General features: G+C 73.3%; 17 protein-coding genes. 13 read left to right on the forward strand and 4 right to left on the reverse strand.

Translation table 11 applies throughout. From position 1 onward, the window contains the following. Positions 1-72: 72 nt before the first annotated feature. Together J3486_RS06105 and J3486_RS06110 are read left to right on the forward strand one after the other, a co-directional pair. The gene (locus J3486_RS06105) at positions 73-1,134 is read left to right on the forward strand and encodes an ATP-dependent DNA ligase (protein ID WP_207819003.1); all 1,062 of its coding nucleotides are present in this window, start codon (positions 73-75) and stop codon (positions 1,132-1,134) included. 46 nt (positions 1,135-1,180) lie between these two features. Further along, positions 1,181-2,113, forward strand: a complete 933-nt coding sequence (locus J3486_RS06110; RefSeq protein ID WP_207819689.1) for a DUF3048 domain-containing protein — start codon at positions 1,181-1,183, stop codon at positions 2,111-2,113. A gap of 16 nt (positions 2,114-2,129) precedes the next feature. Here J3486_RS06110 and J3486_RS06115 read toward each other — a convergent pair whose 3' ends face one another. Then, complete coding sequence (locus J3486_RS06115; protein WP_207819004.1) at positions 2,130-2,612, reverse strand: MarR family winged helix-turn-helix transcriptional regulator; 483 nt, start codon at positions 2,610-2,612, stop codon at positions 2,130-2,132. A 139-nt stretch (positions 2,613-2,751) separates the two neighbouring features. Here J3486_RS06115 and J3486_RS06120 point away from each other — a divergent pair, with 139 nt between their 5' ends. From J3486_RS06120 to J3486_RS06155, 8 genes are all read left to right on the forward strand, one after another. Continuing rightward, complete coding sequence (locus tag J3486_RS06120; protein ID WP_207819005.1) at positions 2,752-3,516, forward strand: CoA transferase subunit A; 765 nt, start codon at positions 2,752-2,754, stop codon at positions 3,514-3,516. Between the two features lie 2 nt (positions 3,517-3,518). Next, complete coding sequence (locus tag J3486_RS06125) at positions 3,519-4,163, forward strand: CoA transferase subunit B (protein WP_207819006.1); 645 nt, start codon at positions 3,519-3,521, stop codon at positions 4,161-4,163. Then, complete coding sequence (locus J3486_RS06130) at positions 4,160-5,362, forward strand: acetyl-CoA C-acyltransferase (RefSeq protein WP_207819007.1); 1,203 nt, start codon at positions 4,160-4,162, stop codon at positions 5,360-5,362. The genes J3486_RS06125 and J3486_RS06130 overlap by 4 nt, the downstream gene beginning before the upstream one ends. Before the next feature lie 15 nt (positions 5,363-5,377). Continuing rightward, positions 5,378-6,151, forward strand: coding sequence for a protocatechuate 3,4-dioxygenase subunit beta (gene pcaH / locus J3486_RS06135; protein ID WP_207819008.1), 774 nt, complete (start codon positions 5,378-5,380; stop codon positions 6,149-6,151). Between the two features lie 9 nt (positions 6,152-6,160). Further along, positions 6,161-6,775, forward strand: coding sequence for a protocatechuate 3,4-dioxygenase subunit alpha (pcaG, locus tag J3486_RS06140; protein WP_207819009.1), 615 nt, complete (start codon positions 6,161-6,163; stop codon positions 6,773-6,775). Beyond that, positions 6,772-8,076, forward strand: a complete 1,305-nt coding sequence (gene pcaB, locus J3486_RS06145) for a 3-carboxy-cis,cis-muconate cycloisomerase (RefSeq protein WP_207819010.1) — start codon at positions 6,772-6,774, stop codon at positions 8,074-8,076. Before pcaG ends, pcaB begins: the two co-directional genes overlap by 4 nt. Positions 8,077-8,362: 286 nt before the next feature. Continuing rightward, entirely contained in the window at positions 8,363-9,493 is a 1,131-nt protein-coding gene (pcaD, locus tag J3486_RS06150) for a 3-oxoadipate enol-lactonase (protein WP_207819011.1), read from the forward strand. A gap of 64 nt (positions 9,494-9,557) precedes the next feature. Next, on the forward strand, positions 9,558-10,355 hold the full coding sequence (locus J3486_RS06155; protein ID WP_207819012.1) for an SDR family NAD(P)-dependent oxidoreductase: 798 nt from the start codon (positions 9,558-9,560) through the stop codon (positions 10,353-10,355). 8 nt (positions 10,356-10,363) lie between these two features. Here J3486_RS06155 and J3486_RS06160 read toward each other — a convergent pair whose 3' ends face one another. After that, positions 10,364-13,039, reverse strand: coding sequence for an AAA family ATPase (locus J3486_RS06160; RefSeq protein ID WP_207819013.1), 2,676 nt, complete (start codon positions 13,037-13,039; stop codon positions 10,364-10,366). A 256-nt stretch (positions 13,040-13,295) separates the two neighbouring features. On the opposite strand from J3486_RS06160, the gene J3486_RS06165 reads away from it, so the two are divergent. Beyond that, on the forward strand, positions 13,296-14,423 hold the full coding sequence (locus tag J3486_RS06165; protein WP_207819014.1) for a DUF2510 domain-containing protein: 1,128 nt from the start codon (positions 13,296-13,298) through the stop codon (positions 14,421-14,423). 162 nt (positions 14,424-14,585) lie between these two features. Here J3486_RS06165 and J3486_RS06170 read toward each other — a convergent pair whose 3' ends face one another. Further along, positions 14,586-15,230, reverse strand: a complete 645-nt coding sequence (locus tag J3486_RS06170; protein ID WP_207819015.1) for a TetR/AcrR family transcriptional regulator — start codon at positions 15,228-15,230, stop codon at positions 14,586-14,588. Positions 15,231-15,423: 193 nt separating this feature from the next. On the opposite strand from J3486_RS06170, the gene J3486_RS06175 reads away from it, so the two are divergent. Continuing rightward, positions 15,424-16,404, forward strand: coding sequence for a phosphatase PAP2 family protein (locus tag J3486_RS06175; protein WP_207819016.1), 981 nt, complete (start codon positions 15,424-15,426; stop codon positions 16,402-16,404). Then, positions 16,401-17,321 carry a hypothetical protein gene (locus J3486_RS06180; protein WP_229377662.1) on the forward strand — a complete coding sequence of 307 codons (921 nt, stop codon included), beginning with the start codon at positions 16,401-16,403 and terminating at the stop codon, positions 17,319-17,321. The genes J3486_RS06175 and J3486_RS06180 overlap by 4 nt, the downstream gene beginning before the upstream one ends. A gap of 291 nt (positions 17,322-17,612) precedes the next feature. On the opposite strand, the gene J3486_RS06185 is transcribed toward J3486_RS06180, so the two are convergent. Next, the gene (locus J3486_RS06185) at positions 17,613-18,203 is read right to left on the reverse strand and encodes a TetR/AcrR family transcriptional regulator (protein ID WP_207819017.1); all 591 of its coding nucleotides are present in this window, start codon (positions 18,201-18,203) and stop codon (positions 17,613-17,615) included. Positions 18,204-18,213: the final 10 nt, after the last annotated feature.

Raw genomic sequence — 18,213 nt, forward strand, 5'->3', positions numbered from 1 at the left:
CGCCCACGCTAGGCCGATCGGACACAGTGCGCATACCGGGCGACACCTGGATGTACGGGACAGAATCGATGCATGGATCTTCCCGTGATGCCGCCGGTCAAGCCGATGCTCGCCAAGTCCGCCGCCCGGATCCCGGCCGGGATGCACTACGAGGCGAAGTGGGACGGGTTCCGGGCGGTCGTCTTCCGCGACGGCCCGGAGATCGAGCTCACGAGCCGCACCACCAAGTCGCTGACCAGGTACTTTCCCGAGCTGGTCGCGGCGCTGGCCGAGCGGCTTCCCGAGCGGTGCGTACTCGACGGGGAGATCGTGATCGCGCGCGGCGGGCGGCTCGACTTCGACGCACTGACCGAACGGATCCATCCGGCCGCCTCCCGGGTGCGGACGCTCGCCGAGCGCACCCCGGCCTCCTTCGTGGCCTTCGACGTCCTGGCGCTCGGCGACGACGCCCTGCTGGACGCGCCCCTGTCCGAGCGCAGAGCGCGCCTTGAGGAGGCCCTCGCGGGCGCCTGCGCGCCGCTGCACCTGGCACCCGCGACGACCGACTCCGCGCTGGCCCAGGAGTGGTTCGAGCGGTTCGAGGGCGCGGGCCTGGACGGCGTCGTGGCCAAACCGCTCGACCTGCGCTACCGCCAGGACGAGCGCCTGATGATCAAGGTCAAGCACGAGCGGACCGCGGACTGCGTGGTCGCCGGGTACCGCTTCCACAAGAGCGGCCCGGTGGTCGGCTCGCTGCTGCTGGGCCTGTACGACGACACGGGAGCGCTTCAGCACGTCGGGGTCTGCGCGGCCTTCACCATGAAGCGGCGCACGGAGCTGGTCGCCGAGCTGGAGCCGCTGCGCATGGACGACGTCGCCGGGCATCCGTGGGCGGCCTGGGCCGACGAGGCCGCCCACGAGACGAAGCGGATGCCGGGCGCGACCAGCCGCTGGACCGGCAAGAAGGACCTGTCCTGGGTGGCACTGCGCCCGGAGCTGGTCTGCGAGGTGGCGTACGACCACATGGAGAACGGGGCGCGTTTTCGCCACACGGCCCGTTTCCGCCGCTGGCGCCCGGACCGGGAACCGGAGAGCTGTACGTACGCGCAGCTGGACGAGCCGGTGAAGTTCGCCCTGGGAGACGTGCTGCGCTGAGCGCTCCCGTGGGTATGCAGGGGCCGTGGACCGTAACCGGGGCGGGATGCGCAGGCGGGCTTTCATCGGCGGTGCGGCGGGGGTGTTCGCCGCGGCCTGCACACCGGGCGGCATCCGGCCGCCGGACGGGAAGGCGTCGCGGACGGCGACCGCGCGGCGCACGGCCGTGCTCGCCGTGAAGATCGACAACGTGGGTCCCGCGCGGCCGCAGACCGGCCTGGAGGACGCCGACATCGTGTACGCGGAGCAGGTGGAGGGCGGGCTCAGCCGGCTGATGGCGGTGTTCGGCACCCGGGTCCCCGACGTCGTGGGGCCGGTGCGCAGCGCCCGCGAGACGGATCTGGAGCTGCTGCGCCAGTTCGACCGGCCGACGCTCGCCTACTCCGGGGCGCAGGGCAAGCTGCAGCCGCTGATCGACGCGGCGCCGCTGAGGGCGGTCCCCGAGGGCAAGGCCGGGACCGCGTACTTCCGGGGCGGCGGGAAACCGGCGCCGCACAATCTCTATCTGCGTCCGGCCCGGCTCGGGCGGGCGACGTCGGGGACGGGCGCGGGGGTCGCGGCCGGGTACCGGTTCGCCGCGAAGGCGCCCGCGGGTGGGATCCCGGAGACGGCGCGCACGGTGCGTTTCCCGGCCGCGCGCTTCACCTTCGACTGGTCGGCCGGGCGCGGGCGTTGGCTGGTGAGCATGGACGGCAGGGCCGCGACGGACGCGCACGGGGCGCGGCTCGCCACGCCGACGGTCGTCGTGCAGTACGTCGACGTACAGAGCTCCCGCTTCCACGACCGGTACGGCAGCACCACACCGCTGTCCAGGACGGTCGGCTCGGGGCGGGCCGTGGTGCTGCGCGACGGACGGGCGTACGAGGCACGGTGGGCGCGGCCGGACGCGGCGGGCGGCACGACGTTCACGGCGGCGGACGGCGGTGGCGCGCTGCCGTTCGCGCCGGGGCAGGTGTGGGTGGTGTTCGCGAAGCGGTGACGGGCGGGGCGGGTGGTCAGCCGCGGGCGCCGGCCGGTGCCTGCTCGGCGTCGCGGCCCTGCGGATTGCGCAGCCCTTCCGCGGCGTCCGCGACCCGGCGGATCAGGTCGAAGAACTGTGCCTGCTCGTCGGCGTCCAGCGGCGCGAGGAAGATCTGGTTCATCCGGGCCGTGCGCACGGCCAGCTTCTTGTGCGTCCGGACGCCCTCGGGCGTCAGGCGCAGGATCCAGCGGCGGCCGTCCTGGGGGTCGCGCACCTTGTCGATCAGCTCGCGCCGGGTGAGCCGGCTGATCACCTCGGCGATCGTGGACCGGTCGAGGCCGACGCGCTCGCCGACCATGCGCTGGTCCAGGCCCGGCTCGATCACCAGGGCGTTCAGGACCGCGAACTGCGGCGAGGTGATCTCCTCCGAGACCATCGTGTTCCACAACAGGTAGTGCGCCTGCTGGAGCCGTCGGGCGAGGTGCCCGGGATGAGTGGCCAGATCCACCGCGACCATCGTGGGCCTCCATCGCCTTATATGCGGGTGTGCTGAGCAATGCTAGACCCTTGACGACCCGGAATCCCAGTGGCACCGTGAGCTTCGCTCCAAAGATGCTCAGTGCGCTGAGCAATTCCTAGAGACGGGTCTCGCACACATGGACAAGGTGGTCGGATCGGCCGCGCAGGCGGTCGCCGACGTCGAGGACGGAGCGTCCCTGGCGGTCGGCGGATTCGGACTCAGCGGCGTGCCGAACGTATTGATCAAGGCGCTGTACGACCAGGGCACGAGCGACCTGTCCGTGGTGTCGAACAACTGCGGCGCGATGGACTCCGGCCTGGCGATCCTGCTGGCCGCCGGGCGGATCTCGCGGGTCACCGGCTCGTACATCGGCGCGAACAAGGAGTTCGCCCGGCAGTACCTGGCCGGTGAGATCGAGGTCGAGATGATCCCGCAGGGCACGCTCGCGGAGCGGCTGCGCGCGGGCGGCGCCGGAATCCCCGCGTTCTACACCCCGGCCGGGGTGGGCACGCAGGTCGCGGACGGCGGGTTGCCGTGGCGCTACGACGGCGCCGGCGGGGTCGCGAAGGCGTCGCCGCCCAAGGAGGTCCGCGCGTTCGACGGCGTCGAGTACGTCCTGGAGCGCGGCATCCGCACCGACTTCGCGCTGGTGCGGGCGGCGAAGGGCGACCGCCACGGGAACCTGGTGTTCAACAAGTCCACCCGGAACTTCAATCCCCTCGCCGCGCAGGCGGGCCGGATCACCATCGCCGAGGTGGAGGAACTGGTGGAGCCCGGCGAGATCGACCCGGACCACGTGCACCTGCCCGGCATCTTCGTGCAGCGGGTGCTCGCGCTCACCCCGGAGCAGGCCACGGACAAGGGCATCGAGAAGCGAACGACCTCCGAGACGGGTGCATAGCGATGGCGTGGACGCGAGAGCAGATGGCGGCCCGCGCGGCGCGTGAGCTGCGCGACGGCCAGTACGTGAATCTGGGCATCGGCCTGCCCACCCTCATCCCCAACTACCTGCCGGGCGACGTGGAGGTGATCCTGGAGTCGGAGAACGGCATCCTGGGCACCGGTCCCTACCCGGCCGAGGACGCGGTCGACCCGGACCTGATCAACGCGGGCAAGGAGACGGTGACCGTCCTGCCCGGCGCCTCCTTCTTCGACTCGGCGCTCTCCTTCGGGATGATCCGCGGCGGTCACATCGACGTGGCCGTGCTCGGCGCCATGCAGGTGTCGCAGACCGGTGACCTCGCCAACTGGGCCGTGCCCGGCAAGATGATCACCGGAATCGGTGGCGCGATGGACCTCGTGCACGGCGCCCGCACGGTCATCGTCGTCATGACGCACACCGCGAAGGACGGCTCACCGAAGATCCTCAAGGAGTGCGCCCTGCCGCTGACCGGCAAGGGCTGCGTGAACCGGATCATCACCGACCTCGCGGTGCTGGACGTCACCGGACAGGGCCTGGAACTGGTCGAGCCGGCGCCGGGCGTCGAGGTCGCCGAGGTGCTGGAGAAGACCGACGCCGCGGTGCGGGTCCCGGAGGGAGTCAAGTGAAGGACGTCTACATCGTCGACGCGGTCCGCACGCCGATCGGGCGCTACAACGGCGCCCTGGCGGCGGTCCGCCCGGACGACCTGGCCGCGCACGCGATCCGTGAACTGATCGCCCGTACGCCCGAGTTGGACCCGTCTCGGATCGACGACATCTACTACGGCAACGCGAACGGCGCGGGCGAGGAGAACCGCAACGTCGCCCGCATGGCGGGCCTGCTCGCCGGGCTGCCCACCTCCGTGCCGGGCGTGACCGTGAACCGGCTGTGCGCCTCCGGTCTGGAGGCCGTGATCCAGGCGGCCCGCGCCATCGCCGTCGGCGACGCCTCCGTCGCGGTCGCGGGCGGTGTCGAGTCGATGACCCGCGCGCCCTACGTACTGCCGAAGAACGACAAGCCGTTCCCGGCCGCGCACACCGAGCTGTACTCCACGACGCTGGGCTGGCGCATGGTCAACCCGCGGATGGAGCCGCAGTGGACGGTGCCGCTCGGCGAGTCGGCTGAGCTCATCGCCGACAAGCACGGCATCACCCGCGAGCAGCAGGACGCGTTCGCCCTCGACAGCCACCGCAAGGCGGCCGCCGCGCAGAAGAACGGCCTGTTCGACGCGGAGATCGTCCCCGTGACGATCCCGCAGCACAAGGGCGACCCGGTGGTGGTCTCCGCCGACGAGTCCGTCCGCGCCACCGCCTCCCTGGACGCGATGGCGAAGCTCAAGCCGTCGTTCCGCAGGGACGGGGGCACGGTGACGGCGGGCAACGCCTCGCCGCTCAACGACGGCGCCGCCGCGCTGCTCCTGGCCGACGAGGAGGGCCTCGGGGCCACCGGGCGCGAGCCGCTCGCCCGGATCTGCGCCACCGGCGTCTCGGCGCTGGACCCGCACTACTTCGGGCTCGCCCCCGTCGAGGCGACACAGCGCGCACTCGCCAAGGCAGGCAAGGGATTTGACGATCTGTCGACTCTGGAGCTGAACGAGGCGTTCGCCGCGCAGGTGCTCGGCTGCGTCGCCGAATGGCCGGAGTTCGACCCGGCGGTCCTCAACCCGCAGGGCGGCGCCATCGCGCTCGGCCACCCGCTCGGCGCGTCCGGCGCCCGGCTCGCCGGCACCGTCGCCCACCAGCTCGCCCGCAAGGGCTCCGGGGTCGGCGTCGCCACCCTGTGCATCGGCGTCGGCCAGGGCCTCGCCCTCGTACTGGAACGTTAGGAAGGTCCCCGCACCATGGCTCTCACCCAGCACGACATCGACACGGAGATCGCGGCCGAGCACGCCGCGTACGAGAAGCGGGTCGCCGACGGCGCTCCGGTGGAACACCACCCGCGCCGCGACTACCACCCCTACCGCTCCTCCACGCTGCGCCACCCGAAGCAACCGCCGGTCAGCATCGACGTCTCCAAGGACCCCGAGCTGGTCGAGCTGGCGTCCCCCGCGTTCGGCGAGCGCGACATCACCGAGATCGACAACGACCTCACGCGGCAGCACACCGGCGAGCCGATCGGCGAGCGGATCACCGTCTCGGGCCGGCTCCTGGACCGCGCCGGACGCCCGCTGCGCGGCCAGCTGGTGGAGATCTGGCAGGCCAACTCGGCCGGCCGCTACGCCCATCAGCGCGAGCAGCACGACGCGCCGCTCGACCCCAACTTCACCGGAGTGGGACGGACCCTGACGGACGATCAGGGCGGCTACCGGTTCACGACGATCCAGCCGGGCCCGTACCCGTGGCGCAACCACCTCAACGCGTGGCGGCCGGCGCACATCCACTTCTCGATGTTCGGCTCGGCGTTCACGCAGCGGCTCGTGACGCAGATGTACTTCCCGAGCGACCCGCTGTTCCCGTACGACCCGATCATCCAGTCCGTGACGGACGACGACGCGCGCCGGCGCCTCGTGGCCACGTACGACCACAGCCTGTCCGTGCCGGAGTTCTCCATGGGCTACCACTGGGACATCGTGCTCGACGGCCCGCAGGCCACCTGGATCGAAGAAGGGCGCTGAGCAACCACCATGACGAAGATCGACACCAGTAACCCGGCCGAGGTGCTGCCGACACCGTCGCACACGGTCGGACCGTTCTACGGCTACGCGCTGCCGTTCCCCGGCGGCGCCGACATCGCGCCCGTCGGCCACCCCGACACGCTCACGATCCAGGGGTACGTGTACGACGGCGAGGGCAACCCGCTGCCGGACGCGTTCCTGGAGCTGTGGGGCCCCGACCCGGAGGGGAATCTGCCGCAGGTCGACGGTTCCATCCGACGCGACCCGTCGACCGGCGGGTACCTCGGGCGCAACGGTGTGGAGTTCACCGGCTGGGGCCGCATCCAGACCGACGTCAACGGCCACTGGTACGCGCGCACGCTGCGGCCCGGGGCGCGCGGCGGGAACGCTCCGTACCTGAGCGTCTGCGTGTTCGCCCGCGGCCTCCTGGTCCACCTGTACACGCGGATCTACTTCGAGGGCGACTTCGAGGACGGGGCGGGCTTCGCCGCCGACCCGCTCCTGTCGCGGCTCGACCCCGCGCGCCGCGACACGCTGATCGCGAAGGCGCAGGCCGACGGCACGTACCGTTTCGACATCCGCCTTCAGGGCGAGGGCGAGACGGTCTTCCTGGAGTTCACGTGACGTTGTTCGACCCCGGCACCGAGGACGCGCCCACCGAGCGCACCACCTCCGAAGAGGCCTTCCTTCAGGCCTTGCTGGACGCGGAAGCGGGGCTGACGCGGGCCCAGGCCGCGCTCGGGCTCGCGCCCGCGGCGGCCGCCGCTGCCGTGACGGCGGCGGCCGTCGCCGGCCGTTTCGACGTACGGGATCTCGCGCGGCGGGCCCGCGCGGGCGGCAACCCGGTGATTCCGCTGGTCGCCGATCTGACGGCGGCGGTGGACGCCGAGCACGGTCCTTACGTGCACCGGGGCGCGACGAGCCAGGACGTGCTGGACACGGCGCTGATGCTGCTAGCGGCGCGCACGGTCGCGGTCCTGACCGAGGAACTCGACGGCGTGGCGGGGGCGTTGGCGGCGCTCGCCGCCGAGCACCGGGACACCGTCATGCCGGGGCGTACGCTCACCCAGCACGCCGTGCCGACCACGTTCGGGCTCAAGGCGGCCGGGTGGCGGTCGCTGGTCCTGGACGCGCGGGACCGGTTGCGGGGTGTCGTGCTTCCGGCGCAACTGGGCGGCGCGGCGGGCACGCTGGCGGCGTTCGAGGCGTACGGCGCCACGGATCCGCTCGCGCTCGTGGAGTCGTACGCGCGCGAACTCGATCTCGCCGCACCGGAGTTGCCGTGGCACGTGCTGCGCACGCCGGTCGCGGATCTGGCCGGGGCGCTGGCCTTCACGGCGGGTGCGCTCGGCAAGCTGGCGGCCGATGTCCTCACCCTGTCCCGTACGGAGATCGGCGAGCTGGCGGAGGGCGCGGGCGGCGGCTCGTCCGCGATGCCGCACAAGGCCAATCCGGTGCGTTCGACGCTGATCGCGGCTGCGGCGCGCCGGGTTCCCGGGCTCGCGGCGACCCTCTACGCGTCGCTGCCCGCCGAGGACGAACGTCCCTCCGGGGCCTGGCACGCCGAATGGGCCACGCTGCGGGAGGCGTTGCGGGTGGTCGGCGGGGCCGTGCGGGACGCCTCCGAGCTGGTCGGCGGGCTCGTGGTGCGCGGCGACGCGATGCGCGCCCATCTGTCCCTCACCGGCGGCGCGATCGTCTCCGAGCGGCTGTCGACCGAGCTGTCCGGGCTGCTCGGGCGGGGCGCGGCCAAGGAGCTGCTGGCCGACGCATCGCGGCGGGCCCGGGCGGACGGGGTGCCTCTGGGCGACGTACTGTCCCGCGAGCCCCGCCTCAAGGACGTCGATGTGACCGCACTCGTCGATCCCGAACGGTACGTGGGGGCGGCGGGCCCCCTGGTCGACCGGGCGCTTCGGCGGACCTGAGCTCGTTGTGTCCCGTCGTCGGGTGCGGGTCCGGTGGGGCTTCTCGCGCAGTTCCCCGCGCCCCTGGAGACGCGCACTTCGTGCGCAATCCCTATCGGGGAAGGCTGCGCGCAGCGCATGCCTTCGGGGGGGGCGCGGGGAACTGCGCGACCAGCCACGACGAAGGCCGCACCCACCGACAACCGGGGCGAAGCCCCGAAGACCGGACGGAAAGGGGAGGAGGGGGCGACCTCCACCACCGCAACCACCCACCGCCCGGCCACCCACCCATCGACCTGGAGTCCCCGTGACAGACGCCCGCACCCCCCTCCTCCACCACACCACCGAGGGTTCCCCCACCGCTCCCCCGCTCCTCCTCGGGCCCTCGCTCGGCACGTCTCTCGCCCTCTGGGACCAGGTCGCCCCCGAACTCTCCATCGCCCACCGCGTGGTGCGCTGGGACCTCCCCGGCCACGGCGGATCGGACGCCGGCCTGATCAGGGCGGGAGCCACCGTCGCCGACCTCGCCGGCCTCGCGCTCGCCCTCGCCGACGACCTCGGCATCGAGCGGTTCGGCTACGCGGGCGTGTCGCTGGGCGGCGCCGTCGGCCTGCACCTCGCCGCCCACCACCCGGACCGGGTCTCCGGCCTCGCCGTGCTGTGCTCCTCCGCCCACTTCGGCGGAGCCGGCGCGTGGCAGGAGCGGGCGGCGCTGGTCCGCAAGGAGGGCACGGCGCCGGTCGCCGAGACCGCGCCGACCCGCTGGTTCACGCCGGGCTTCACCGTGCCGCGCCTCGTGCAGGACAACCTCGACGCCGACCCCGAGGCGTACGCGGCCTGCTGCGACGCGCTCGCCGCCTTCGACCTCCGCGACCGGCTCAAGGACATCACCGCGCCCACGCTGCTCGTCGCGGGGCGCGACGACCCCGCGACCCCGCCCGCACACCTGCGGGAGATGGCCGACGCGATCCCCGGCGCCGAGCTCGCCGAACTCTCCGGCGCCTCGCACCTGGCCGTCGCCGAACGCCCCGAGGCCGTGCTCGGCCTGCTGCGCACCCACTTCGGGCAGGGCGCCCGGCGCGGGATGGCGGTGCGCCGGGAGGTGCTCGGGGATGCGCACGTCGACCGGGCGCAGGCCCGGCAGACGCCGTTCACGGCCCGCTTCCAGGACTTCATCTCGCGCTACGCGTGGGGCGAGATCTGGACGGACCCGACGCTCACCCGCCGCGAACGCAGCATGATCACGATGACGGCCCTGGTGGCGCACGGACACCACGACGAGCTGGCCATGCACGTCAGGGCCGCGCTGCGCAACGGCCTCACCCCGGACGAGATCGGCGCCGTGCTGCAGCAGTGCGCGGTGTACGTGGGGGTGCCCGCCGCCAACTCGGCGTTCGCCGTCGCCCAGCGCGCGCTGGCCGAGGAGGCGGCTGGGTGACACCGGCAGGCGTAGGTTCAGCCGGGCCTCCTCAACGGCCCGGCGCCGCACCTAGCCTGACGGCATGTCGACCATCCTCATCACCGGTGCCACCTCGGGTCTCGGCCGCCATCTCGCCTTCGCGCTCGCCCGCGACGGGCACACCGTGCTCGCGCACGGCCGGGACAAGGCCCGTACCGAGTCCCTCGTCCGCGAACTGCGGGCCGTCGGCGGGCGGGCCGAGGGCTTCGTCGCCGATCTCGCCTCCCTCGAACAGGTGCGGGATCTCGGCGCCCGGGTCGCCGGGGAGCAGCCCGGCCTCGACGTCCTCATCAACAACGCCGGTGTCGGCGCGGGACCGCGCGGCGGCGGCCGGGAGCTCAGCGCCGACGGGCACGAGCTGCGACTCGCGGTGAACCTGCTCGCGCCGGTCGCCCTCACCCGCGTACTGCTGCCGGCACTGCGCTCCAACGCGCCCGCCCGTGTGGTGCATTGCGGGTCGCTGGGGCAGTCGCCCCTCGACTTCGACGACCTGGACTTCACCCGGGGCTACAACGGCACGGACGCCTACTGCCGCTCCAAGTTCGCCCTGGCCGCGCACACCTTCTCGCTCGCCCGCGAACTGGCCGGCACCGGTGTCACGGTCAACGTGATCCACCCGGCGACGTACATGGACACCGCGATGGTGCGCGAGGCCGGGATCAGCCCGTGGTCGACGGTCGAGGACGGCGCGGCCGGCGTGCTCGCCCTGGCCGTGGGCGAGGCGGGCGCGCGGCACAACGGCGCGTTCTTCGACGGGACCCGCCCGGCGCGGGCCCACGAGGGGACCTACGACCGGGCGGTGCAGCAACGCCTCGACGCGGCGCTCGACCAACTCCTGTAGCGAGTGGGCTACTTCAGTCCGCGCCCCGTCGCCAGCACCTCGCGGGCCCGCGCGGCGAGCCCTTCGGCGCCGCACGAACGGGCCAGCTGCAGACCGTGGTTGAGCTCGTCGAGCGAGCGGGCCGCTATCCCGTACTCGACCCGGGCCAGCGCGTGCTCGTAGGCGCTCGGCGAGGCGGCGAGGTACGTCACCGCCTGCGCGTACAGGGTGAGTTGACGCTGGCCCGTCTCCAGGTACGCCGCGCAGCGCAGCGCCTCGCCTATCGCGGTGTCCGTGCCGAGCCGCTCCGCCTGGACGCGTGCCTGCACCGCCAGTTCGGCGGCGCGCCGCGGGTCGGTGTCGGCGAGCGCGCGGGCCAGGTCGCAGGCCCAGGACGAGACGACGGTGTTGTGGCCGCCGCGGGCCTGCGCGGCCTTGCTCGCCGCCTCCAGTTCGCTGATGCCCTCGTCGGTGCGGCCGATGGCGAGCATGAGCCGGCCGCGGACCGAGTAGGCCTCGGGGAACAGGATCGTCGACGGGTAGGGCGGCGCGTAGTCGTAGCGCTCGGCGACCTTGAGGGCCTCGTCGGCCCGGCCGCGGGCGAGCAGGGTGTCGATGAGCTTGCCGGCCGCGTCCCAGTGCATGGGCAGGCCGTGGCCGACGCGGTCGGCGAGGCGCAGTGCCTCACGCAGCAGGGCCTCGGCCTCGGTCAGCCGGCCCCGCCTGCGGTGCACGTATCCGGCGAAGGCGTGCGCGACGGCGAGGTGCCCGCCGCTCCATCCGGCGCTCTCGTAGGCCCGGATGCCCTCGGCGAACAGGCTCTCGGCGCGGTCGAGCCGGTCGGAGAAGAGGTACGAGAACCCGAGGGCGATCAGGATCTCGAAACTCCACTCGGTGTCGGTCCAGCCGAGTCCGGGGGCGAGGCGGCCGTTGACAAGGGCGCGGTCGCAGTACTCCGCGACCTCTTCCGCGTTCTCCCCGCGGCTCATCATGTCGAAGGCGCGCAGGATGAGCAGGACCCGCTCCGCGTTGTCCCGGCCGATGACGCGGTCGGCGAGGTCGGCGAGGCGGCGGGAGCGGGCCGGGGCGTCGGACTCGCCGGAGTAGATGCTCTCCCAGAAGGAGCGGCTCGCCATCAGCCGCATCTGCAGGGGGCCGGGGTCCAGCTGCCGGGACTCGACGTCGCAGAGGGTGAGGGCGTCGGCCAGCTGGTCGTTGTGGACCAGCGCCTGGGAGAGCCGGCACACCGCGTCGACGCGCTCCTCGCCGTACAGGCCAGGGGTGGCTTCGAGGGCGGCGCGCAGATGCCGGACGGTGGTGGACGGTGAGGTGAGCAGGGTGGCGCAGCCCAGCTCGTACTGGACGTGCGGCCACAGCTCGGGCAGCGGCGGCTCCTCCAGGGCGCGCTCCAGACAGCGGCGGGCCGCCGCCGGGGCGCCGACCGCGAGGTGTTCGCGGGCGGCGGCGCGCAGTTGCTCGACGAGCTCGGGGTCGTCGTCCGGGTGCACCTCCAGCAGGTGCCGGGAGGCGGCGGCCGGTCCGTGCCCGGACGCGGTGACGGCCCAGGCGGCCTGGCCGTGCATGGCGGTGCGGGTGGCCGGCGGGATCGACTTGTAGACGGCGGAGGCGATCAGCGGGTGGACGAACTCCAGCGTGCCGACGTCCCCGTAGGTGGCGTCGGTCAGGATGCGGGCGGTGCGCAGCCGGTCGGCGCAGCGGCCCGCCTGCTCCGGGTTCATGCCGGCGAGGAGCGCGGCGAGGCCGGGTTCGATCCGGGTGCCGAGGACGGCGGCGGCCCACGCGAACCGGGTCGCCTCGGTGCCGAGTCCTTCGAGGCGGGTGACGAGGCCGCGGCCGCGCGCCGTCTTGTTCAGCGCGCGCAGCTCGTTGGCGCGTGCCTCCTCGGGCGGGGTCTCGGCGTCCTGGACCTTGGCGAGCAACTCGACGGACTCGTACGGGTTTCCGCCGGTGACCGCCCACACCTCGCGGCAGAACGGGTCGTCGGCGTGCGCGCCGAGGGTGGCCCGGGTCAGTCCCGCGACGGCGTCGGGGCTGAGCGGGCGCAGCTGGGCGGTGCCGGGGCGGGCGGCCTCGGCCACCGCGTCCAGACATGCGGCGACCTGCTCGGTCTCCGGGTCGCGCTGGGCGACGACGACCAGCACCGGGAGGTCGTCGAGGCGCTCGGAGAAGGCGACGAGCCACTCCAGGGTCTCCAGGTCGGCCCAGTGCACGTCGTCGATCAGCAGCACCAGCGGCCAGTGCAGCCGGGCCAGCCGGGACACCGCGGCGACGAGACCGTCCCGCACGCCCTGCGGGTCCGCCTGCCGTCCGGTCGGCTCCGCTATGCCGAGCGCGGGGCCCGCGATGTCGTACCAGTCCCCGAAGTACTCCCGCGTCTCCTCCTCGGAGAGCGCGAGCAGAGCGGGCTGCAGCAATTGTCGTACGACGTTGAAGGGAACGGAGGTGATGGTCTCGCCACCCCGCGCGGACCACACGGTGGCCCGGCCCTCGGACATCTCACGGACCCGGTCGAGCAGGGCGGTCTTGCCGATCCCCGCCTCTCCCCGGTAGACGACGAGGCTGCCCGATGAGGCGGCGTCCGCGCACAGCTCGTCCAGCGCCCGCGCGGCGACCTCCAGTTCGGACTCGCGCTCCCACAACTGCGGCCCACAGGAGGCGGCGTCGGCGTGCCGTCCCTGAGTCATCCCGCACCCTCCCGCTGTCGTGCACATCGAACGATCGACGTACTGGTGACGTACTCGGTCACGAGGGTAATGCGCGGCGCCCCACCGTGGTGAGGGGTTGGGGAGGCGATGACAATTGATCGGAGCTGGGGATCCGTCATATCCGGCCGTCCTGTGCCCCCGGGGCATTCCGCGCGGATAACGATCGTGCCCGTATCGCACGCCGAGAGGCGCCCCTCTCATCCACCTTTCAGGCGCGCCTCATACTGTTGCGGCCATGACGTCGCAGACTCCCGCAGGCTGGTACCCCGACCCCGGACAGGTCCAAGGCGGCCCGCGCACGGAACGCTGGTGGGACGGCGGCCGTTGGACGGAACAGACCCGGCCCGCCACGACCCCGCCGCCCCATCCGCCGCAGGACGCGGTGCGGGACGCGGGGCCGGGCCCTGAGGCGGGTGCGGAGCCGGGTACGGACGTGGTCCCCGCACCGGTCCCCGCACCTGCACCGGTCCCCGTGCCGCTCGCCCAGGCGCCCACCGCACCCGGGAACTTTCCGGCCTATCCCAACTATCCGGCCTATCCGAGCCAGTTGCCGCCGAAGCCGCGCAGCAAGGCGCGGATCGCGATCGCGGCGGCGATCGCGGTCGCGGTGCTGGCCGGCATCGGCGGCGGCGTGTACGCGCTGACGTCCGGCGGCGACGACAAGAGCGACACGACGGACGCCCGGTCGCAGCAGCCCGGCCCGCCCGGCTTCAACGGCGGCGGCAGCGGCGGTCAGGACGGCGGTCAGGGCGCCGGCCCCTCCCCCGAGACCCCCGACCAGTCACCGCAGGCCCCGCTCGACCAGGGCTACGCCACCGACCTCGGCAACGGGATCGCGCTGCCGGTGCTCGACGGCTGGTCCGGTTCGGACGGCATGGGCGCCGCCGGGGTGCAGACGGGCTCGTACTCCTGCCCCGACGACTCCGGCAAGGAGTGTGTGCGGGGCGGCGCCTCCAGCGCGTCGGCGAAGGCGCTCAAGCTGGACGCGACGACGGCGGAGGCGGCGGCCAAGGAGGACATCGCCAAGAACGCGAAGGCGTCCTACGGCGGCAAGACCTACGGCGGGATCACCGGCCACAAGGTGCTGGCGTCGGAGAAGGTCACGGTCGCCGGGAAGCAGGGCTACCAGGTCCGCTGGAAGGTGGAGACCAAGTCGGGGTACGACGCCTGGGTGGAGTCGGTCGTGGCTCCCTCCCCGGTCGACGCCGACTCGCTGGTCGTGATCCGGCTCGGCGTGGACGTGCCGCGCACGGCGAAGGAGAAGGCCGCGGGCCCGGACGACTCCGCGATCGACAAGATCGTCAAGGGCATCAAGGAGTCCGACGTCACCGGCGGCTCGGGCGGCAGCGGCCAGGGCGTGTGACCCGCCCGCTGCCGTGAGCACCCCGGCAGCACGAGGGCCGGGTGGGTTCCCCTCCGCTCATGGAGGAACCCACCCGGCCCGGGGGTGCGCGCCGCCCCCGTCCCCACGGTGCGGCGCGGGCGGACCATCAGCCGGTCATCCCTGCGGCCGACGGTCGCCGTCTCAAGAGGCCTGGTCCTCCAAGGACAGGCCGAGCCCCGGAAGCAGCACCTTCGTCACGAAGCCGACGAGATAGTCGGCGTCGGCGTCGCGCCCTTCCAGGACGGGGCGGCTGCGCATGACTCCGAAGAGCTGCGCGGCCACATAGGGCAGGGCCGGATGGTCGGCGGCGATCTCGCCGCGCGCCACGGCCCGCTCGATCATCGCGTCGATGGACGCGACCTCCGGTTCCACCAGCGCCTCGCGCAGCGCGCCCTTCAGCTCGCTGTCCTGAAGGACGGCGTGCCCGAGCGCCTGGATCAGCGCGGTGTCGCGCTTCGCCTGCGCCGCCGCGTGCTGTGCGGCGCCGACCAGGTCTCCTGCGAGGGTACCCGTGTCGGCCGAGAAGAACTTCACGCAGCGTCCGGCCCGCAGGGCCGCGGCCACCAGCTGCGGCTTCGACTTCCACTGCCGGTACAGCGTCGACTTGCTGCAGCAGGCCTGCGCCGCGACGGCTTCCATGGTGAGCGCCTCGTACCCGCACTTGCGGAGCTGGTCGAGCACGGCGTCGTAGTACTCCTGGGCACGCTCGGGCGTGATCTTGGAGCGGCGCGAGGCGGTCGGCGCGGTCGTCTGCACGGTCGCGGGGGCCTGTTCGCGCGTCGTCATGGCAGCTGCTCCTCGGGTCGGTGGTGATGTCGATGAGATCACAACCCCTTATCGATACGCCAGTGTACCGGTACGCGAGCGTTTCGGTACACTGGCGTATCGATAAGCGCGGCGTAAGCCGTGCCTGTCGGCGCACCTGAAGCGCTCACGCACCATCACGCACCACCCAGTCGTCACGAAAAGGGGCCGGGGGATGAATTCCCTTACCGAGCCTGCCGAACCGGAGCCGGACGCGATCGCCGCCCGACCGCCCCTGGTCCGCGAGCTCCTGCTGGTCGTAGGACTCTTCCTCGTCTACAAGTTCGGCCGCCAACTGGCCAACGGCCATACCGCCGAGGCGTTCCACAACGCGGACAACGTGTGGAGCTTCGAGCGGGCCGCGCACCTGCCCGGCGAAGGCTCGGTACAGAGCCTCCTGCTCCACAGCGACGCCCTCGTCCACGGCGCGAACATCTACTACGCGTCGGTGCACTTCCCGGCGACGCTCGCGCTGCTGGTCTTCCTGTACCTGCGCCGCCCGCGCCACTACCTGTGGACGCGGCGGGTGCTCGCCGTGCTCACGGCCGCCGCGCTCGCGCTGCACCTCGCGTACCCGCTGGCGCCGCCGCGGATGCTCAAGGCGGCGCACCTCGTGGACACCGCACAGGTCTACGGTCCCTCGGTGTACGCGGCCAAGCCGGACACCGACACCATGGCCAACCAGTTCGCCGCCATGCCCTCGCTGCACTTCGGCTGGGCCCTGATGGTCGCCATCGGGCTCATCGCCGCGACGCGGTCGAGGTGGCGCTGGCTGTGGCTGCTGCACCCGCTGCTGACGCTGCTGGTCATCGTCGGCACCGCCAACCACTACTGGCTGGACACGATCGTGGCGACGGCGCTGCTCGGCGTCGCTCTCGCGGTGATCAGGCTGCCGCGCACGGTCTCCGGCCGCGGCATCGGCCGCCATCTGCTGCCGGCCCCGGCCCGGCCGGCCGCCGTCGCCGAGACCCGCGCGGCCGCGGTCACCGCGCCGTGGTCGCCGCGCCCCGCCTTCCGGACGCCGCCGGACGCGCTGTCCGCCTCCGACGTCCTGGCGCGGATGCCGATCCGAATCCCGGTGCAGGTGTCGCCGACGCCGGGTTCCACCTCGGTGGCCACGGCCCCGCAACTCGTGACGAGCGGAGCGCACCGATGAGTGCCACGCTGCTCGCCGTCGCCCTCTCGCTGGTCTCGGCCGTCGCGTACGCCGCCGCGGCCGTGGCCCAGGAGCGGCTCGCCACCCGCTCCGGCGGCGGCACGCTGCGGCTGCTGGCCACCGGCGCCTGGTGGGGGACGGTCCTGCTCAACTCGGCGGCGGCGCTGCTGCACGTCGCGGCGCTCAAGTACGGGCCGCTCACCCTGGTGCAGCCGCTCGGCGCGCTCACCCTGGTCGCGGCCGTGCCGCTCGGCGCCCGGATCGCCGGACGGCGGGTCACCCCGGGCGAGTGGCGGGGCACCGCCCTGACCCTCGCCGGTCTGGCCGCGCTGCTGGTGACGGCGTCGGGCCCGGCGCCCGACGACACCCTCTCGCTGCCGGAGGCGCTCGCCGTGGCGGGCGCGACGGCCGCGCTCATCGGCGTGCTCGCCCGGCGCGGCGCCCGGCCTGGTCTGCGGCACGCCACCGCTTCCGGGGTCGCCTCCGGGGTGGCCTCCGCGCTGACGCAGACCGTGACGGTGGCGGCGACGGACCGTTCGGGTACGCCGTTCTCGCTGCAGGTCGTGGGCGTGGCGGTGCTGGTCGCCGGGTTCGCGGCGGGCGGGCTGCTGCTGTCGCAGATCGCGTACCGGGGCGGGCTCGGCGCGCCCCTGGCCATGGTGACGCTGGCCAATCCCGTGGCCGCGGCCGTCATCGGCCTGTCCCTGCTGGGCGAGCGGCTCCAGGGCGGCGTCGCCGGGATCGCCCTCGCGGGGGCCGGGGCGGCGCTCGCGGCGCGGGGCGTGATGCTGCTGACGCGCAGCACGCGGCCGCAGGGCGGCAGCCTGGTCGTGCAGACGTCCACGCCGGACACGACCGCCGTCACGATCCCCTCCCCCGTTCCGGGACCGGCGGCCGCACACGCCCTGAAGGGCTAGGGCCTGTCCGGCGGATCAGGCCGCATCCGTGCGGCCCGCGCCTTTCCTTGCTGGTGAGCGGGGTCTGGCGCGTCGAGATGCAAGGCGCAGGAGGGCGTCAACGCGAAGGGGGCACCTCCCGGCCGAGCCTCGCGGAGCCTGGTTCGAGGCTGGGGGAGTTGGCCACCGACGACAACGCCGCAGGTCGGCGTGGCAGACCCCGCGCCCGCGACAAGATCCGCCGGACAGGCCCTAGGGCTGTCTTCGCTCTCCCTCCTGCCTCCGGGCCACGGAGGGAGACCGAAGACGACCCTAGGAGGCGCGCGGGGCCCGGATGCCGTCCAGGGCGAACCCGAGCACCCGGTCCCGCTGCTCCACATCCACGTACGCCGTGCCCGTCAGCCCGGACACCATCCGCAGCAGGTCGTCGAAGGACAGGTCCCCGCGGACCTCACCGGCCCGCTGGGCGCGCAGCAGCAGCGGCTCCCCCGCGTCGAGCATGGCGCGGCGGCAGGCGACGAAGATGTCGGACTCGCCGCTCATCGCCTCCCGGATCGCGCGCTTCGTGACGGTGTACTCCACGAATCTGCGCAGCCAGGTCACCAGGCCCTGCCAGGGCTCCGGCGCGTCCGCGACGTCGTCCGCGAGCCGGCACAGCGCGTCGACCTCTTCCGCGTAGACGGTCTCGAACAGCACCTGCCGCGTCGGGAAGTTGCGGTACAGCGTGCCGATGCCGACCCCCGCCTTGCGGGCGATGTCCTCCAGCGAGGCGTCGCCGCCGTGCTCCGCGAAGGCCTCGCGGGCCGCGGCGAGCAACGCGTCGAAGTTGCGCCGGGCGTCCGCGCGGCGCGGGCGCTGAGCGGCGACCACACCGCCGACGCGCTCCCTGTCCGTGGTGGTCATGTGTGCCCCC

Origin of the sequence: Streptomyces sp. VRA16 Mangrove soil, assembly GCF_017377775.1 — a bacterium.
Classification (GTDB): Bacteria; Actinomycetota; Actinomycetes; order Streptomycetales; family Streptomycetaceae; genus Streptomyces.

Excerpts from the sequence above, each read along its gene's own strand:
- J3486_RS06105 (WP_207819003.1), top strand. The coding sequence starts at position 73 with ATGGATCTTCCCGTGATGCCGCCGGTCAAGCCGATGCTCGCCAAGTCC.
- J3486_RS06110 (WP_207819689.1), top strand. The coding sequence starts at position 1,181 with ATGCGCAGGCGGGCTTTCATCGGCGGTGCGGCGGGGGTGTTCGCCGCG.
- J3486_RS06115 (WP_207819004.1), bottom strand. The coding sequence starts at position 2,612 with ATGGTCGCGGTGGATCTGGCCACTCATCCCGGGCACCTCGCCCGACGG.
- J3486_RS06120 (WP_207819005.1), top strand. The coding sequence starts at position 2,752 with ATGGACAAGGTGGTCGGATCGGCCGCGCAGGCGGTCGCCGACGTCGAG.
- J3486_RS06125 (WP_207819006.1), top strand. The coding sequence starts at position 3,519 with ATGGCGTGGACGCGAGAGCAGATGGCGGCCCGCGCGGCGCGTGAGCTG.
- pcaH (WP_207819008.1), top strand. The coding sequence starts at position 5,378 with ATGGCTCTCACCCAGCACGACATCGACACGGAGATCGCGGCCGAGCAC.
- pcaG (WP_207819009.1), top strand. The coding sequence starts at position 6,161 with ATGACGAAGATCGACACCAGTAACCCGGCCGAGGTGCTGCCGACACCG.
- J3486_RS06155 (WP_207819012.1), top strand. The coding sequence starts at position 9,558 with ATGTCGACCATCCTCATCACCGGTGCCACCTCGGGTCTCGGCCGCCAT.
- J3486_RS06160 (WP_207819013.1), bottom strand. The coding sequence starts at position 13,039 with ATGACTCAGGGACGGCACGCCGACGCCGCCTCCTGTGGGCCGCAGTTG.
- J3486_RS06165 (WP_207819014.1), top strand. The coding sequence starts at position 13,296 with ATGACGTCGCAGACTCCCGCAGGCTGGTACCCCGACCCCGGACAGGTC.
- J3486_RS06170 (WP_207819015.1), bottom strand. The coding sequence starts at position 15,230 with ATGACGACGCGCGAACAGGCCCCCGCGACCGTGCAGACGACCGCGCCG.
- J3486_RS06175 (WP_207819016.1), top strand. The coding sequence starts at position 15,424 with ATGAATTCCCTTACCGAGCCTGCCGAACCGGAGCCGGACGCGATCGCC.
- J3486_RS06180 (WP_229377662.1), top strand. The coding sequence starts at position 16,401 with ATGAGTGCCACGCTGCTCGCCGTCGCCCTCTCGCTGGTCTCGGCCGTC.
- J3486_RS06185 (WP_207819017.1), bottom strand. The coding sequence starts at position 18,203 with ATGACCACCACGGACAGGGAGCGCGTCGGCGGTGTGGTCGCCGCTCAG.